Annotated in this window: 17 protein-coding genes and 1 pseudogene; 14 read left to right on the forward strand and 4 right to left on the reverse strand. The window is 60.7% G+C overall.

The genetic code is table 11. The annotated features are described in order from the left end of the window. The first annotated feature begins 15 nt into the window (after positions 1-15). The 4 genes from rlmD (at position 16) to PT85_RS06010 (ending at position 5,147) form a co-directional block, all read left to right on the forward strand. Positions 16-1,374, forward strand: coding sequence for a 23S rRNA (uracil(1939)-C(5))-methyltransferase RlmD (gene rlmD, locus PT85_RS05995; RefSeq protein ID WP_039606176.1), 1,359 nt, complete (start codon positions 16-18; stop codon positions 1,372-1,374). Between the two features lie 91 nt (positions 1,375-1,465). After that, positions 1,466-3,718 (forward strand): GTP diphosphokinase, encoded by a 2,253-nt coding sequence (gene relA, locus PT85_RS06000; RefSeq protein WP_027590415.1) that lies wholly within the window; start codon positions 1,466-1,468, stop codon positions 3,716-3,718. Positions 3,719-3,735: 17 nt separating this feature from the next. Further along, entirely contained in the window at positions 3,736-4,566 is an 831-nt protein-coding gene (gene mazG / locus PT85_RS06005) for a nucleoside triphosphate pyrophosphohydrolase (RefSeq protein WP_027590416.1), read from the forward strand. A gap of 38 nt (positions 4,567-4,604) precedes the next feature. Then, entirely contained in the window at positions 4,605-5,147 is a 543-nt protein-coding gene (locus PT85_RS06010; RefSeq protein WP_027590417.1) for a DUF2058 domain-containing protein, read from the forward strand. A gap of 206 nt (positions 5,148-5,353) precedes the next feature. On the opposite strand, the gene PT85_RS06015 is transcribed toward PT85_RS06010, so the two are convergent. From PT85_RS06015 to purM, 3 genes are read right to left on the reverse strand one after another with little or no spacing between them, the layout of a single operon-like run. Then, positions 5,354-6,082 carry a DUF3108 domain-containing protein gene (locus PT85_RS06015; protein WP_039606377.1) on the reverse strand — a complete coding sequence of 243 codons (729 nt, stop codon included), beginning with the start codon at positions 6,080-6,082 and terminating at the stop codon, positions 5,354-5,356. Positions 6,083-6,129: 47 nt separating this feature from the next. Continuing rightward, positions 6,130-6,780, reverse strand: a complete 651-nt coding sequence (purN, locus tag PT85_RS06020) for a phosphoribosylglycinamide formyltransferase (protein WP_027590419.1) — start codon at positions 6,778-6,780, stop codon at positions 6,130-6,132. Next, positions 6,780-7,838 (reverse strand): phosphoribosylformylglycinamidine cyclo-ligase, encoded by a 1,059-nt coding sequence (gene purM / locus PT85_RS06025; protein ID WP_039606177.1) that lies wholly within the window; start codon positions 7,836-7,838, stop codon positions 6,780-6,782. The genes purN and purM overlap by 1 nt, the downstream gene beginning before the upstream one ends. A gap of 194 nt (positions 7,839-8,032) precedes the next feature. Between purM and PT85_RS06030 the strand changes: the two genes are divergently transcribed. Beyond that, positions 8,033-9,061 carry a DUF2066 domain-containing protein gene (locus tag PT85_RS06030; protein WP_039606178.1) on the forward strand — a complete coding sequence of 343 codons (1,029 nt, stop codon included), beginning with the start codon at positions 8,033-8,035 and terminating at the stop codon, positions 9,059-9,061. Positions 9,062-9,179: 118 nt separating this feature from the next. Then, complete coding sequence (gene hda, locus PT85_RS06035) at positions 9,180-9,884, forward strand: DnaA regulatory inactivator Hda (RefSeq protein ID WP_039606179.1); 705 nt, start codon at positions 9,180-9,182, stop codon at positions 9,882-9,884. 195 nt (positions 9,885-10,079) lie between these two features. Here the strand turns inward: hda and PT85_RS18505 are convergent. Next, positions 10,080-11,044, reverse strand: a pseudogene (locus PT85_RS18505) (integron integrase). Between the two features lie 212 nt (positions 11,045-11,256). Here PT85_RS18505 and PT85_RS17685 point away from each other — a divergent pair. From PT85_RS17685 to PT85_RS17705, 8 genes are all read left to right on the forward strand, one after another. Then, positions 11,257-11,742 (forward strand): DUF695 domain-containing protein, encoded by a 486-nt coding sequence (locus PT85_RS17685; protein WP_197058161.1) that lies wholly within the window; start codon positions 11,257-11,259, stop codon positions 11,740-11,742. 98 nt (positions 11,743-11,840) lie between these two features. After that, entirely contained in the window at positions 11,841-12,248 is a 408-nt protein-coding gene (locus PT85_RS17480) for a hypothetical protein (protein WP_139181990.1), read from the forward strand. Between the two features lie 84 nt (positions 12,249-12,332). Next, on the forward strand, positions 12,333-12,647 hold the full coding sequence (locus PT85_RS17690; RefSeq protein ID WP_074467491.1) for a hypothetical protein: 315 nt from the start codon (positions 12,333-12,335) through the stop codon (positions 12,645-12,647). 88 nt (positions 12,648-12,735) lie between these two features. After that, positions 12,736-13,077 carry a hypothetical protein gene (locus PT85_RS17970; RefSeq protein ID WP_074467490.1) on the forward strand — a complete coding sequence of 114 codons (342 nt, stop codon included), beginning with the start codon at positions 12,736-12,738 and terminating at the stop codon, positions 13,075-13,077. A gap of 111 nt (positions 13,078-13,188) precedes the next feature. After that, a complete protein-coding gene (locus PT85_RS17695) occupies positions 13,189-13,479 on the forward strand; it encodes a hypothetical protein (protein ID WP_197058162.1) in 291 nt (96 codons plus the stop codon). Positions 13,480-13,568: 89 nt separating this feature from the next. Continuing rightward, positions 13,569-14,315, forward strand: a complete 747-nt coding sequence (locus PT85_RS17700) for an HNH endonuclease (RefSeq protein ID WP_074467489.1) — start codon at positions 13,569-13,571, stop codon at positions 14,313-14,315. A 97-nt stretch (positions 14,316-14,412) separates the two neighbouring features. Continuing rightward, positions 14,413-15,084, forward strand: coding sequence for a hypothetical protein (locus tag PT85_RS17975; protein ID WP_139181989.1), 672 nt, complete (start codon positions 14,413-14,415; stop codon positions 15,082-15,084). Between the two features lie 389 nt (positions 15,085-15,473). Further along, positions 15,474-15,764 (forward strand): hypothetical protein, encoded by a 291-nt coding sequence (locus PT85_RS17705; RefSeq protein ID WP_197058163.1) that lies wholly within the window; start codon positions 15,474-15,476, stop codon positions 15,762-15,764. Positions 15,765-15,851: the final 87 nt, after the last annotated feature.

A 15,851-nucleotide genomic window follows, 5' to 3' on the forward strand; every position in this document is an offset into this window, starting at 1 on the left:
CCAGGAATCACACACATGGCCAAACGTGCACCGAGTCTGCGTTTCCAGACCGGTAACGGCACCCGTTCGGCGTCGCTGCCCACGGGCAAGAAACAACAGTTGCAGATCGAACGTCTGGCCCACGATGGCCGTGGCATCGGCTTTGTCGACGGGCGCAGCTGGTTCGTCGCCGGCGCGCTGCCCGGCGAGCGGGTCGAGGCGCGGGTGCTGGCCGCGCGCAGCCAGGTCGTCGAAGCACGCGCCGAGCGCATCCTTGACGCCGCGCCGGAGCGCCGCACGCCGCCCTGTCCCCATGCCGGCCAGTGTGGCGGCTGCACCCTGCAGCACCTGCCCCATGAGGCGCAGCTGGCACTGAAGGCGCGCACCCTCGAAGAGCAATTGCAGCGCATCGCCGGCCTGCAGCCCGAGGAATGGGCGGCGCCGTTGAGTGGTCCCGAATTCGGCTACCGGCGCCGCGCGCGCATCGCCGTGCGCTGGGATGCCAAGGCTCGGCGCCTGGAGGTGGGTTTCCGCGCCGCCGCCAGCCAGGCCATCGTCGCCATCGGCGACTGCCCGGTGCTGGTACAGCCCTTGCAACCGATTCTGCGTGCACTGCCGGAATTGCTGGGCAGCCTGTCCCGGCCGCAGGCCCTGGGCCATGTCGAGCTGTTCAGCGGCACCGCGCAGGCCGTGCTGGTGCGCCATACTGCGCCGCTGGATGCTACTGATCTCGCGCGCCTGCAAATCTTCTGCGCCAACCATGACGCGCAGCTGTGGCTGCACGGCGCTGGCGAGCCGCAGCCGGCCAGCGAAGGCGCGGCGCTGGGCTATTCACTGCCGGACTGGCAACTGGCCCTGGCCTACCGGCCGGGGGATTTCGTGCAGGTCAACGCCCCGGTGAACGAGGCGATGATCGCCCAGGCGCTGGACTGGCTGGCGCCGGGCAGCGATGAGCGGGTACTGGATCTGTTCTGTGGGCTGGGCAATTTCGCCCTGCCGCTGGCGCGCCGGGCAGGCGAGGTGGTGGGCGTCGAAGGTATAGCAGGCATGGTCGAGCGGGCGCGCGACAATGCCGCCGCCAACGGCCTGCACAACGTGCAGTTTCACCAGGCCGACCTGGCCCAGCCGTTGGCCGAGGCGCGCTGGGCGCGCGGTGGTTTTCCCGCCGTGTTGCTCGATCCGCCTCGCGATGGCGCGCTGGAGATGGTCCGTCAGCTGGAAACCCTGGGTGCGCGCCGCGTGCTCTATGTTTCCTGCAATCCGGCCACACTGGCCCGGGATGCCGCCGAATTGGCGACCCGGGGCTATCGGCTCAGGCGAGGCGGCATGCTCGACATGTTCCCGCAGACGGCGCATGTCGAAGCCATGGCCTTGTTTGTGCGCGACCCGGCCTGAGCCGGGCTGTCATGCGTTGATCGACCGACCCCGCGAGAGGGCGGCGTGATGTAGTTGCCGGCATGCGTGGCATGCCACAGGGGAAGCAGAAATGGTACAGGTCAGGGCACAGCAGCCGATCAACACCGACGGGAGCGTCAACCTCGACGCCTGGCTCGAGCACATGGCGACGCTCGACCCGGCGGTGGACCGCGAAGGGCTGCGCGCGGCGTGCGAGTTTGCCCGCGAGGCCGAGCTGCAGGCCAAGGAAGGTCAGCACCGCTGGGCCGAGAACGCGTCGAGCTTTCGCACCGGCCTGGAGATCGCCGAGATCCTCGCCGACCTCAAGCTCGACCAGGATTCGCTGGTCGCCGCGGTGATCTACCGCGCCGTCCGGGAGGGGCAGGTGCCGCTGGAGAAGGTCTCCGAGCGCTTCGGCCCGGTGGTGGCCAAGCTGATCGAAGGCGTGCTGCGCATGGCGGCCATCAGCGCCAGCGTGAACCCGCGCGACACCACGGTGTTCAACAGCCAGGTGCAGGTGGAGAACCTGCGCAAGATGCTGGTGGCCATGGTCGACGACGTGCGCGTGGCGCTGATCAAGCTGGCCGAGCGCACCTGCGCCATCCGCGCGGTGAAGAACGCCGACGAGGAAAAGCGCCACCGCGTGGCCCGCGAGGTGTTCGACATCTATGCGCCGCTGGCCCACCGCCTGGGCATCGGCCACATCAAGTGGGAGCTGGAGGACCTGTCCTTCCGCTACCTGGAGCCCGAGCAGTACAAGCAGATCGCCTCGCTGCTGCACGAGCGGCGACTCGACCGCGAGCAGTACATCGCCCGCGTCATGGACCAGCTGCGCGAACGGCTGAACGCCACCGGCATCAAGGCCGACATCAGCGGGCGGGTGAAACACATCTATTCCATCTGGCGGAAGATGCAGAAGAAGGGCCTGCAGTTCAGCCAGATCTACGACGTGCGCGCGGTGCGCGTGCTGGTGCCGGAAATTCACGACTGCTACACCGCGCTGGGTATCGTGCACACCCTGTGGCGGCACATTCCCAAGGAGTTCGACGACTACATCGCCAACCCCAAGGAGAACGGCTACCGCTCGCTGCACACCGCGGTGATCGGCCCGGAAGGCAAGGTGCTGGAGGTGCAGATCCGTACCCACGCGATGCACGAGGAAGCCGAGCTGGGCGTGTGCGCCCACTGGCGCTACAAGGGCACCGACGTCAAGGCCACCTCCAGCCATTACGAGGAGAAGATCTCCTGGCTGCGCCAGGTGCTGGAATGGCACGAGGAGCTGGGCGACATCGGCGGCCTGGCCGAGCAGTTGCGCGTGGACTTCGAGCCGGACCGTGTCTACGTGTTCACCCCGGACGGCCACGCCGTCGACCTGCCCAAGGGCGCCACGCCGCTGGACTTCGCCTACCGGGTGCACACCGAGATCGGCCACAACTGCCGGGGCGCCAAGGTCAACGGGCGCATCGTGCCGCTCAACTACAGCCTGCAGACCGGTGAGCAGGTGGAGATCATCACCACCAAGCAGGGCGGGGCGCCCAGCCGTGACTGGCTGAACCCCAACCTGGGTTACATCACCACGTCGCGGGCGCGCGCCAAGATCATCCACTGGTTCAAGCAGCAGGCCCGCGAGCAGAACGTGATCGCCGGCAAGACGCTGCTGGAACGCGAGCTGGCGCGCCTGGACCTGGCCTCGGTGGACTACGACAAGCTGGTCGAGCGCACCAACCTCAAGTCGGTGGAGGACATGTTCGCCGCCCTCGGCGCCGGCGACCTGCGCCTGGCGCACCTGGTCAACCAGGCCCAGCAGCTGGTCGAGCCGGAGCGCGACTACGACCAGCTGGAGCTGATTCCGCGCCGCGCGCCCAGCCAGGTGGTTCGCCCCGGCGGACGTGGCGACATCCAGATCCAGGGCGTCGGCAACCTGCTCACCCAGATGGCCGGCTGCTGCCAGCCGCTGCCAGGCGACCCGATCGTCGGCTACATCACCCAGGGTCGTGGTGTGAGCATCCACCGCCAGGACTGCCCTTCGGTGCTGCAGCTGGAAGGTCGCGAACCGGAGCGCATCATTCAGGTCAGCTGGGGACCGGTGCCGGTCAAGACCTACCCGGCGGAGATCGTCATCCGCGCCTACGACCGTTCCGGCCTGCTGCGCGACGTGTCGCAGCTGCTGCTCAACGAAAAGATCAACGTGCTGGCGGTCAACACCCTCAGCAACAAGGAAGACAACACCGCGCTGATGTCGCTGACCATCGAGATTCCCGGCCTGGATGCCCTCGGCCGGCTGCTGGCGCGCTTGTCGCGCCTGCCCAACGTCATCGAGGCGAAGCGCCAGCGGGCGTCGTGACCGCCGAGGAATAGCCCATGTACCAGCTCGACGACCTGCTGCACCTGATGGCCCGCCTGCGCGATCCGCAGCGCGGCTGTCCGTGGGACCTGCAGCAGGACTTTCGCAGCATCGTGCCGCACACCCTCGAGGAAGCCTACGAAGTGGCCGACGCCATCGAGCGCGGTGACTTCGCGCACCTGCCGGGCGAGCTGGGCGACCTCTTGTTCCAGGTGGTCTACTACTGCCAGCTGGCCGGCGAGGAAGGGCGCTTCGGCTTTGCCGAGGTGGTGGATGCCATCACCCGCAAGCTGGTGCGCCGTCATCCCCATGTGTTTCCGGATGGCGACCTGTACGGTTCGCCGGACCTGCCGCGCCTCGACGAGGTGGCCATCAAGGAACGCTGGGAGCAGATCAAGGCCGAGGAGCGCGCCGAGAAGGCCGCCGCGCCGGAACAGCTGTCGCTGCTGGACGATGTGCCGACCGTGCTGCCGGCGCTGAGCCGCGCCGCCAAGCTGCAGAAGCGCGCCGCGCGGGTCGGCTTCGACTGGCCGGAAGCGCTGCCGATCCTCGACAAGCTGCGCGAGGAGCAGGACGAGCTGCTGGAAGCCATGAGTACCGGTGACGAAGCGGCACTGAAGGAAGAGTTGGGCGACCTGCTGTTCACCGTGGTCAACCTGGCCCGCCATCTGGACGTGAATCCCGAGGACGCCCTGCGTGCGGCGAACCAGAAGTTCGAGCGGCGCTTCCGTTTTATCGAGCAGGCCTTGCGGGAAGCCGGCCGGCCCATCGAGAATTGCCCCCTCGCCGAGCTGGATGCGCTCTGGGGCGAGGCCAAGAAGGCCGAGAAGGATGCTTCCTGCGGTTAGTCGCCCCTTTCACGAACCGATCAACGACGAGTCGAATCATGAGTCTTTCCCTTCGCGACCAGCTGCTCAAGGCCGGGCTGGTCAACGAAAAGCAGGCCAAGCAGGCCGTCAAGCAGAAGCAGAAACAGGAACGCCTGGAGAAAAAGGGCCAGGTGGAGAAGGACGATTCGCAGCGTCAGGCCGCCCTGCAGGCGTACGCCGAAAAGCAGGCGCGCGACCAGGAGCTGAACCGTCAGCAGCAACAGAAAGCCGAGCAGAAGGCGCGCACCGCGCAGATCAAGCAACTGATCGAAACCAGCCGCCTGCCCAAGCTGAAGACCGAGGACTACTACAACTTCGTCGATGGCAAGAAGGTCAAGCGCCTGGCGGTCAACGACGCCCTGCGTGACAAGCTGTCCCGCGGTTCGCTGGCGATCGTGCGTTACGAAGGCAGCTACGAACTGATTCCCCGCGACGCGGCGCTGAAGATCAAGGAGCGCGACCCGCAGCGCATCATCCTGCTCAACGAACCCAAGAGCCAGGACGTGGATCCGGACGATCCGTACGCCGCCTACCAGGTGCCCGACGACCTGATGTGGTAACGCGCGGCACGGCGCGCCCAGGGGGGCGCGCTTGGTGGATCGGTAGAGCGCGATCCACCCTACGTGGGTACGTGGGTACGTGGGTACGTGGGTACGTGGGTACGTGGGTACGTGGGTACGTGGGTACGTGGGTACGTGGGGCGTAGGGTGGACAACGTTGTTTTTGTCCCCCATCGCGCCGGCACGGCGCGCCAACCAACCAGCGCTCACCGCCCCTTCACCGCCTCGCCGTTCACCTCGCCGCTCTTCAGCATGATCTGGTACTCCTTGCCGTCGTTCTCCCGCTGGTGCAGGCGCACCAGCAGGTAGTTCCAGCTCGGCGCGAACCACAGGGTGGTCTGCCGGCGGCTCTGGCCCGGGTCGCGCACACGCTCCACCTTCAGCGCGCGGATCAGCCCGGCGCGGGTGCGCACGTTCTCCTCGCCGAGCACGCGGAAGTCGTAGGTTTCCACCTCGGTCTCGTCCAGCACCTGATAGGTCATGCTGGTCTTGCCGCGTGCCACGTCCTGCTGCAGGGCCAGCTGATAGGTCGAGCGATCCAGCAGGCCGCGATGCAGGGGTACGCGGTAGGCCTTGCCCTTGCGCAGGCCGAGGATCTGCCGGGTGCTCCAGTCGAAGTCCTGCTCTACCGTCCGCGAGGAGCCCAGGCCGTTGCGTGAATACTGGTAGCTCACCGGCACCAGGGCGCCCTGTTCGATACGGAAACGGCTGCGTTCGGTAAGGCGCGCCACCAGCATGGCGGCCTCGAAGCGCAGTTCCCAGCTGCCATCGCGCAGCTGGGCCAGGCTGCGTTCGGCGGTGCCGGCGAACGGCGCGTTCTTGAAATCGGCGGTATAGCTGGCGGAGAAGGGTTGCAGCTCGAAGGCCTGCGCAGGCGGCACAAGCAGGGTGACGAACAACAGCAGGGTGACGAACAACAGCAGGGTGCGAACCATCGGCATCTCCCAGGATAGGTTCCGGCCGCCATCGGCCGGAACGCACCTCAGGAGCGGATCAGCCTGCCGGTCGGGAGCAATGACTCGCCATCCAGCATTGCCCCATCGCCTTCCAGTCGCAAGCGACCTTCCGCGAACCAGCGCACAGCGAGCGGATAGATGCGGTGTTCCAGGCCATGGACCCGCTGTGCCAGGCTTTCCGGCGTGTCGCCCGGCAACACCGCGGTAGAGGCCTGTACGACCAGCGCACCGCCGTCGAGTTCCTCGGTGACGAAATGCACGCTGCAGCCATGCTCGGCATCGCCGGCGTCCAGCGCCCGCCTGTGGGTGTCCAGTCCCTTGTACTTGGGCAGCAGCGAGGGATGGATGTTGAACATGCGGCCATGGTAATGGCGCACGAACGCGGGGGTGAGGATGCGCATGAAGCCGGCCAGCACCACCAGGTCGGGGGTGTAGGCGTCGATGGCTTCCTGCAGGGCGGCGTCGAAGGCCTCGCGGCTGGCGAAGGCCTTGTGGTCCAGCACTTGGGTGGGAATGCCGGCGTTGGCGGCGCGCACCAGGCCGTAGGCATCCGCGCGGTTGGAAATCACCGCGCGGATGCGCGCCGGGGTATCCCCGGCGGCCAGGTCGTCGATCAGCGCCTGCAGGTTGCTGCCGCTGCCGGAAATCAGCACCACGACATTGCAGGGTGTGCTCATCAGTGCTGCTTCAGGTTGTTCAGGACGACGCGCGGGGCGTTCTCGGCGGCGCTGTCGATACGGCCGATCACGAAGGGCTGTTCACCGCTGGCCTTCAGGTTGGCCAGGGCGGCATCGACTTGGTTCTGGGCCACGCAGATCACCATGCCCACGCCGCAGTTCAGCACGCGGTGCATTTCCACCTCGTCCACGTTGCCCTGCTGCTGCAGCCAGTCGAACACCGCCGGACGGGTCCAGCTGGCCACGTCGATGACCGCCTGGGTGCCTTCCGGCAGCACGCGCGGGATGTTTTCCAGCAGGCCGCCGCCGGTGATGTGCGCCATGGCCTTCACCGCGCCGGTGTCCTTGATCAGCTTGAGCAGCGGCTTCACATAGATGCGGGTCGGGGCCATCAGCAGGTCGGCCAGCGGCTTGCCGTCCAGCTGGATCTGTTCGATGTCGGCACCGGCCACCTCGATGATCTTGCGGATCAGCGAGTAACCGTTGGAGTGCGGGCCGGAGGAGGGCAGGGCGATCAGCGCGTCGCCGGCCTGCACCTTGGAACCGTCGATGATCTCGGACTTCTCCACCACGCCGACGCAGAAGCCGGCCAGGTCGTAGTCCTCGCCCTCGTACATGCCGGGCATCTCGGCGGTTTCACCGCCGACCAGCGAGCAGCCGGCCAGTTCGCAACCGGCGCCGATGCCGGTGACCACGGTGGCGGCCACGTCCACGTTGAGCTTGCCGGTGGCGTAGTAGTCGAGGAAGAACAGCGGCTCGGCACCGCACACCACCAGGTCGTTGACGCACATGGCGACCAGGTCCTGGCCGATGCTGTCGTGCCTGCTCAGGTTCAGGGCCAGGCGCAGCTTGGTGCCCACGCCGTCGGTGCCGGACACCAGTACCGGCTGTTTGTAGCCGGCCGGGATTTCGCACAGGGCGCCGAAGCCACCCAGACCGCCCATCACTTCAGGACGAGCGGTGCGTTTGGCCACGCCCTTGATGCGTTCGACCAGCGCTTCGCCTGCGTCGATGTCGACACCGGCGTCCTTGTAGCTAATGGAGGGTTGCTTGCTCATAAAATCCGGGCCTTCTGGGGGAGAGTGCGGGGGAGGCGACCGGCCATCGGGGGCGGTCCGGGAAGGCGCGCGATTTTAGCAGGCTTGCCGGGCAGCGACTATCCTGTGCCGTCGCGGTTGCCGCTGGTCGAGCGGCTGTTTAAGGTATGGAACTTTTCCAGCTCATGGCCACTGGCCTTCTCGGGGAACCCCACATGCGTGTCATCGCCCCTCTGCTTGCCCTGTGCAGCCTGTCCCTGCTGAGTCTGAACGCACTTGCCGCGCCGGTTCCCGGCCTCTACCAGGTGCGCGAAACCGTGGGCAGCCAGCATGCCGCCGAGCGCTTGCTGGTCCTGCAACAAGCCCTGGACACCCTGGTGCTGCGCCTGACCGGCGACCCGGAAGCCAGCCTGCGCCCGGAACTGCTGGCGCTGCGCGAAGCGCCCCAGCGCCTGGTCAGCCGCTATGTGTACGACGGCAATACCCTGGTGGTGGACTTCGATCCCGCCACGACCGGCGCGGCGCTGCGCGAGGCCGGCCTGTCGCTGTGGGGGGCGGATCGTCCCGAGCTGCTGGTCTGGTGGATGACCGAAACCCCCGACGGTGCGCAACTGGTCGGTGATGCCCAGGACAGCGCCTCCCTGTTGCAGAAGGCCGCCCAGCACCGTGGCCTGCCGCTGCGACTGCCACTGGCCGATCTGACCGAGCAGATGATGATCACCCCCGATGTGCTGATGGCCCACGACGCCCAGGAGCTGCGCAAGGCGTCCCAGCGTTATGGCGTGGATGCCCTGCTGGCTGTGCAGGCCAAGCCGGCCCGGGGGAACTGGCAGGGCCGCTGGCAGGTATGGCTGGGCAAGGACCTGCTGCAGGGCGAGGCCACCGGCAACAGCCTGGCCGCACTCGGTGATGCCGTGATGCTCGCCGTGCAGCAGAAACTGGCGCCGCGTTTCGTGGTGCGCCCGGAGACGGGGGCGGCGGTGACCCTGGTGGTCGATCACGCCGATCTGCTGCGCTATGCGGAGCTGGAACGCCTGCTCGAACCCTTCCATCCGCGCCTGCGCAAGGTCGAGGGCGCGCGCCTGACCTATCGCCTGCAGGCCAGCCCCGACCAGTTGCGTGCCCAGCTCGCTCTGCTGCGCCTGCGCGAAGTGCCGCCGCCGGTACGCCTGGCGAGCGATCCGGCACAGCCTGGCGCTGCACTGGCCCAGGCGTATAGCGACAACGCGCTCTACTTCCAATAGGGCCGGCTCGGGCTAAGTATTTGATTTTCTTTGATGTGCCCGCGCATTGTGTGGGCCGTCGCCGCAGCGATACACTGGCCGCGTTTTTTCGACCGAGTGCCTTGCCGCAGCGGCCTGCATGAAACCAGTCCAGCTTCCCCTGGGTGTGCGTCTGCGAGACGACGCCACCTTCGCCAACTACTACCCCGGCGCGAACGCGGCGGCCCTCGGCTATGTCGAGCGCCTGTGCGACGCCGACGCGGGTTGGGCGGAGAACCTCATCTATCTGTGGGGTAACGACGGCGTCGGGCGCAGCCACCTGCTGCAGGCCGCCTGCCTGCGCTTCGAGCAGCATGGCGAACCGGCCCTCTACCTGCCGCTGGGCGAAGTGGTGACGCTGGGCCCGGAACTGCTGGACAACCTCGAACAGTACGAACTGGTCTGCCTCGACGACCTGGACGCCATCGCCGGCCGGGCCGACTGGGAAGAAGCCCTGTTCCACCTGTTCAACCGCCTGCGCGACGCCGGCCGACGCCTGCTGCTGGCCGCCAGCGCCTCGCCCCGCGAGCTGGGCATCCAGTTGCCCGACCTGCAGTCGCGCCTGTCCCTGTCGCTGGTGTTCCAGCTGCAGGAACTCTCCGACGAAGACAAGCTGCGCGCCCTGCAACTGCGCGCCTCGCGCCGCGGCCTGCACCTCACCGACGAGGTCGGCCGCTTCATCCTCACCCGCGGCGCGCGCAGCATGAGCGCCCTGTTCGACCTCCTCGAACAACTCGACCAGGCCTCCCTGCAGGCCCAGCGTAGGCTGACCATCCCGTTCCTCAAGGAAACCCTCGGCTGGTAAACAGCCCCTAAGCCCCAGCTCCCTCCTTCCCTCCCTGTGGGAGCGAACTCGTTCGCGAGCTTTTCAGCCCGCCCACCCAAACGCTTGGCGCTGATGGCACATCGCCTTATGCTGCCCAGCAAATCGGTGCGCCTGCGCCTGCCCAAGAGAACGAAATCTCCATCGTCAGGGGAGGGCGGTAGCGTGCCTGCCCATTCAGCCCAGCGGACTGCGCACTCCGGCAAAACCCTGCCCCAGCACATGGGTGTAGATCTGCGTGGTACGCACATCGGCGTGGCCCAGCAGGGTCTGCACCGTACGGATATCGCTGCCGCGCAACAGCAGCTCGGTCGCGAAGGTATGGCGGAAGGTGTGGCAACTGGCCGGTTTGCGTACCGAGGAACGGCGCACCGCCCCTTTCACGGCCTTCTGCACCGAAGACGCATGGATGTGGTGCCGCACGGCCGTGCCGGTCGCGTCCTGGCAAAGGGTGGCGGACGGAAAGAACCACTGCCATTCGAACGCGCGCGGCGCGCCGGGATACTTTCGCGCCAGGGCAAAGGGCAGGCTGACGCCCGCCTGATAGAAGGGATCACCGCGCTGCCACGCCGTCAGCATGCGCTGCTTGCGCTCCGCCAGCGGTTCGATCAGCGAGGCCGGGAGCAAGGTGGTGCGGTCCTTGGCCCCCTTGCCGTCACGAACGGTGATGATCTGCCGATCGAAGTCCACATCCTTGATGCGCAGACGCGTGGCCTCCACCACGCGCAGCCCGGCGCCGTACATCAAGGAGGCCAGCAGGCGATGCGGCTGACCCAGCAGGCCGAGATCTCCGTGGCCTCTGCATGGGTCAGCACCGGAGGAAGCCGCGCAGGCCGTTTGACGCGCACCACCTCGCCGATCTCATCGAGCGGCTGCAGCAGCACCTTCGCATACAGGAACACCAGCGCATTCAACGCGAGGTTCTGCGTCGCCGCCGCCACCTGACGGTGCGTGGCCAGCCAGCTGAGAAAGGCATTGACCTCCAGCGTGCCCATCTCGCGCGGATGGCGCATGCGGTGGAAACGGATGAAATAACGAATCCAGTACCAGTAGGTGCGCTCCGTGCGAATGCTGTAGTGGTGCAGGCGGATCACCGCCTCGAACTGGTCGCGAAGACGGGGTTGGGGAGCGGGGCTGTCCATGTCGGCTCCAGATGGTTGTGGCTGTATGTCTGTACAGTGTTTAGGCGAGGGTTAGACGGCAGTCAAGCGAATACGGGGTAGTGGGGGAGGGGGAAGGCAACTGATTGATTTAAAAGGAGATCGTCCTCCCGTGGGGAGGATCGAATGCGGAGTTATACCGAATCCACTGTTATCCGTTAGCATGGATTCCATCTAATTACTGTTAGCTGCCCATGCCGAAAGTCATTGCATCAATCCTAGGAGTGTTGCTTTTAATGAGCGCTAAAGCAGATGAGCCAAAAGGAATAATTGGCAGGATGTACATTGACGGCTTCCCAGTCATCTACAAATTCGTCAATGAATTTCCAGCAGAAGAAATTCGCTTGCAATATCCAAGGCTTGTCGTCGTTTCATGGCAATATGATGGCAGCGAAAACAATGGCATGCCTAAAGAATCCGTCAACAAGGAAATGATAGAACTTGAAGACACCCTAGAAGAAGGGATAGAAAATCAAGGAATTTGCAAGCATGTTTATAGCAGAACAGGAAAAAATCTTAAAGAGCTCGTATATCAAATACGAAGCGACGAAACATTTTTAGAGTCACTAAATAAATCTCTTGCTGGTCACCCAAGATATCCGATTGAAATTACTTTTTATGAAGACAAAGAGTGGCAGGATTTTAAGGAATTGCTAAATGACTTTAATAAAGGCAGCTAACAAGTCGCTCAACGCTGCTCACTTCGTTCGCCGGACAGTCAAAAGCTACGCTTTTGCCTGCCCGTTAGCTTAATCGTTAAGTAGTCTGGGTCTTTCGTATGGAGTTCGAGTTCTCTGAAGGGCGAATCGGCCCATTAAGCCAAGGTATGACAAGGAAAAGAGTGCGCTCCGTACTTGGTGGGGATTTTGTTGAGTTTCGGAAGACGGAGTTCTCTAAGAACACGACCGATGCATACGATGAGATTGGTGTGCACGTCTATTACGCTAGTAATGAGCTGATCAAAGGGGTGGAGTTATTTCCTGCGTCCGCCACGCTAATCTACAAACGTCTTCAGGTGTTTTACTACAAGTGTACCGATTTATGCGCTCTTCTTAATGAGCTTGGCGTATGTTTGGAGCACGGCTCTGACCTTATAGTGATTGATAGCCAGATTAGGCTGTATGTTCCTGACAAGGGCCATGATGATAATGCGAGAGTCGAATCGGCTTATGTCTCTCTGGCTTGAAATTGTTTCTTCAAGAAGCTTAACCATTCGTTCAAGCCGACCCGCTAAAGCGGTCGGCTTAACTCAACGTTAGAGGCAACATCAATGTCCCGCGCCTACCGAATAAGACTGATGTTCGAATGGGGCGGAGGTTCTTTGTGGTGCGGCAATGAAGCAGCATCAAGAAAGTTTGATGTCGGCCCTGTAGAAGATAAATTATCTTTGAGCAACACAGTGCTCGAACGATTAAACGCATTATCGCAATGGCACGACACGGCCTTAAATTGGGAGTATCCGCCCGATCCAGGCCCTTGGGGTCCCGACGAATATGCAAAATTCGAGACAGAAGCACTCGCTTTTTTATCGGAGCTTCAAGCGGAGCTTGGCCCTGATTTTGAGGTCGTTTATGAACCAAACTAGGTTGCCCCTAACTAGTGGTTCAAATCGTTCGCTTCGCTCACTGGGACGGGCTAAAGCCCGCCCCTTAACCAAACGTTAGGCACTCAAAATGAGCTTCGACATCATCATCCTAAAACCAGTGGAAGTTTCAATAACTGATCTAGCAGAGGCGGAAGAAATCACTCCACTGGGAAGCACTGATGTAGTTTCTGAAAAGTTCAGCGCTATATTTCCAGGCTGCCTAGAGGGTGGGTTCGTTTCTGGCGAAAACTACTCGCTTGAGCTTACGCTTTCTGGAGAACCTGTAGAGTCAGCACATTTGACGCTGCATTTCGGCCCATTTTGGGGTAATCAAGCCGAAGCTCTTTTTGAGCAACAACTAACTAGTATTTGCAGTTCTACCGGCTGGGTCGCCTTTGCAGTTTCAGACAACTCACGCATGGCTCCGTGAGGTTGCCTAACAATGCGCTCAACTATCGCTCACTTCGTTCGCTGGACAGCCAAAAGCTGCGCTTTTGTCTGCCCGTTAGCTTAATCGTTATGAGCCGTCATCGGAACAAACATGATCGAACAGGGAAAAATATACACAAATGTAATGATCAACGAGCTTCATGTGTCTCGTAACGGCGATGCATTTGATATAAGTTTTTCATTCGTGAGCGATGGAAACAAGGAAAGTGCCTTACTACTAGGTGTCCGCGACCCTAGCAATCTTCATGAAATATTATCGGCGGAAAGACTTTGGGTAGAAGCCATAAACAACCGCCAACTCGAATTTGGCCGCTATGTCCTAGGTATATCTCATGAGTATTTCACAGAGCTAGGCTTCGATGAACTGAGTAGCGACTCATAACAATTGGTTCAAGTCGCTCGCTTCGCTCACTCGGGACCGGCTAAAGCCGGCCCCTTAACCAAACGTTATGTTTCAAATGAGATAGTGCAATGGATGTTGTGACCACAGAAGAAGAGATCATAGAAAATCTTTCTATATTTGAAGATTACCTGTGTGACGGATCAGAAGAAGAGCAGCAGTTTGCCCATGATCTGATTCGTCGAGGAAGCTGTTTTATTGCGTACCAAATAGAAGGCGAACTAAGATTTTCACCAAGCCGGTACGCTGGCTATCTAAGTAACACTAGAGCCAGGCACCTTGCTAACCCAGATAAAGATGGAAAAGAAACTAACGCCGCAATAAACAAAGTCATCGGTTATACGTTATCGCCAAATGATGAGCTTGAGTCAGAATATTTGGCATTTACATCAAAACTTGGCATAACACCTAATAACAAGAACAGGAAGTACTGGCGCTTAAATTTGCAGGGTATTGACTTCGTAAATAATGCTGCTGCGGATGATGGGTTCCCGGAAGGAAAGCTTGTAGAGCGGAAACATAAATCGAGAGAACGAAATCAAGCTTTGGTTGCAGCTGCTAAGGATGCGTTCTTAAAAAATAATGAAAAGTTGCACTGTGAAATATGCGGCTTCGATTTCGAAACAAAATACGGAATAAGGGGTAGAGGCTATATCGAAGCGCATCATACTGTTCCAGTAAGCGATATGGCGCCAGGTCAGAAAACACGCTTAGAAGACATTGCGCTAGTGTGCTCGAACTGTCACCGGATGCTGCATCGTTCACGTCCTTGGTTAGAAATGGAACAACTTCGAAAGTTGGTCATAGATGAAACATAACAATCACATTCACTCGGACATCAAAAAGCGACGCTCCTTCGTCGCTATGCTTTTTGCTGCCGGTGATGTGAGGCGTTAGCTGTACAAAGGTATCACCGTGCTAAGCAAGATTAAAAACATATTTAAAAAGAAGCCTCCTGAGCTAAGTCTTACGGATAAGCTTTGGGAGCTGCTTCAGAATGAAAAATACGAAGAAGTAATTTCTGAAGCAAAGAAGCTAATTGGGCATAAATCTGCGGTCATTGCTAAAGATGCCAACAAGCTGATGGGTATGTCGTTGTTTCGACAAGCCAAATATCAGGAGGCCCTTCCACACTTTCAAAATGCTACTGAATACAATCCAGAGATCAATGACTGGTTCAATGTCGTCACCTCCGGAACTCTGTCAAAAAATGTCGAGGTTGGGCGTAATGCCTTTGATAAAGCTGTACAGTTGCAGCTAGATTCGGGTCACAAAGAACAGCCAAGCATTCCATGCATGCGCCAATATTACGCTTGTGCATTACGCGACATCGGTGAATATGAATTGGCGCTAGAGCAAATAAACGAATTGCGTCAAATATATGAGCAAATAATAATCACTGATACAACGTTTTTTTATATCCGCGGGGTTCCGTTTCTCTCCCATACAATGGATGTTGCAGTGGACGTATTCAATGGCCTTGGAGCCAGTTTTGACGCTAAAGAATGGATTGATAGCTTCTCGTCTAAACTAGACGACGAAGGCCGGGAGTATTTAAATGAGGTCAAAGCCAAAATCCACAGCTAACAAGGCGCTGCTGTCGGACAAATTTTCCGCTGCGCTCCAAATTTGCCGAAGAGCGCGGCGTTGCCCAGACAATATGACGCAATGTAGTAGTGGAACTGTAAATGGCAAGGAATCAGGGTGGCGGAAAGCCGAAAAAGCAGCTATTCCGCTGTATAGAGACTCGGGCGGGCATAGCGTAGCTATGAGCGACCCGAGTCTCTATACAGCGGTACGCCGAAGTTTTTCGATTTTCCACCGTCCTGAGTTTTCATTGCATTTACATGCTCTGCTGCGCAGAGCGGTGTGTATTGCTGGACAACCAGTCGCTAAGTCACACACTCGTGCAAGCACGAGTGGCGCTTAGCTCCGTACGTTAGGTGCTTATGCTAGCGCTCTACAAAGTACGGCTTATGTTCGAGTGGGGAGGTGGCTGCATCTGGTGCGGAAATAATGCTGCGCTCGAAAGATTTGATGTAGGCCCTATTGAAGAAAAGTTATCGCTGTCAGCGGCAACGCTTCGAGAGCTCGAAGAGTTATCTAATTGGCACGACAAGGCGCTGAATTGGGAGTATCCGCCTGACCCAAGCCCTTGGAGTCAGGCGGAATTCAAGAGCTTTGAAGCCGCTGCACTGTCTATGCGGGAAAAACTGCAAGCAGAGCTTGGGGCGGGTTTTGAGGTGGTTTATGAGTCCATTCCGTGAGTCAGCACCTAACCACTGGTTCAAGTCATTCGCTTCGCTCACTTGGACGTCCGCAAGCTGCGCTCGCGGCCGCCACTTAACCAAACG

Origin of the sequence: Pseudomonas flexibilis (assembly GCF_000806415.1) — a bacterium.
In the GTDB taxonomy this organism is placed as follows: Bacteria; Pseudomonadota; Gammaproteobacteria; order Pseudomonadales; family Pseudomonadaceae; genus Serpens; species Serpens flexibilis.

Coding starts and splice junctions, on each gene's coding strand:
- PT85_RS17700 (WP_074467489.1), top strand. CDS start 13,569: ATGGATGTTGTGACCACAGAAGAAGAGATCATAGAAAATCTTTCTATA.
- PT85_RS17695 (WP_197058162.1), top strand. CDS start 13,189: ATGATCGAACAGGGAAAAATATACACAAATGTAATGATCAACGAGCTT.
- rlmD (WP_039606176.1), top strand. CDS start 16: ATGGCCAAACGTGCACCGAGTCTGCGTTTCCAGACCGGTAACGGCACC.
- PT85_RS06015 (WP_039606377.1), bottom strand. CDS start 6,082: ATGGTTCGCACCCTGCTGTTGTTCGTCACCCTGCTGTTGTTCGTCACC.
- PT85_RS17970 (WP_074467490.1), top strand. CDS start 12,736: ATGAGCTTCGACATCATCATCCTAAAACCAGTGGAAGTTTCAATAACT.
- PT85_RS06010 (WP_027590417.1), top strand. CDS start 4,605: ATGAGTCTTTCCCTTCGCGACCAGCTGCTCAAGGCCGGGCTGGTCAAC.
- purN (WP_027590419.1), bottom strand. CDS start 6,780: ATGAGCACACCCTGCAATGTCGTGGTGCTGATTTCCGGCAGCGGCAGC.
- purM (WP_039606177.1), bottom strand. CDS start 7,838: ATGAGCAAGCAACCCTCCATTAGCTACAAGGACGCCGGTGTCGACATC.
- PT85_RS06030 (WP_039606178.1), top strand. CDS start 8,033: ATGCGTGTCATCGCCCCTCTGCTTGCCCTGTGCAGCCTGTCCCTGCTG.
- PT85_RS17480 (WP_139181990.1), top strand. CDS start 11,841: ATGGAGTTCGAGTTCTCTGAAGGGCGAATCGGCCCATTAAGCCAAGGT.
- PT85_RS17690 (WP_074467491.1), top strand. CDS start 12,333: ATGTCCCGCGCCTACCGAATAAGACTGATGTTCGAATGGGGCGGAGGT.
- PT85_RS17705 (WP_197058163.1), top strand. CDS start 15,474: ATGTTCGAGTGGGGAGGTGGCTGCATCTGGTGCGGAAATAATGCTGCG.
- hda (WP_039606179.1), top strand. CDS start 9,180: ATGAAACCAGTCCAGCTTCCCCTGGGTGTGCGTCTGCGAGACGACGCC.
- relA (WP_027590415.1), top strand. CDS start 1,466: ATGGTACAGGTCAGGGCACAGCAGCCGATCAACACCGACGGGAGCGTC.
- mazG (WP_027590416.1), top strand. CDS start 3,736: ATGTACCAGCTCGACGACCTGCTGCACCTGATGGCCCGCCTGCGCGAT.
- PT85_RS17685 (WP_197058161.1), top strand. CDS start 11,257: ATGCCGAAAGTCATTGCATCAATCCTAGGAGTGTTGCTTTTAATGAGC.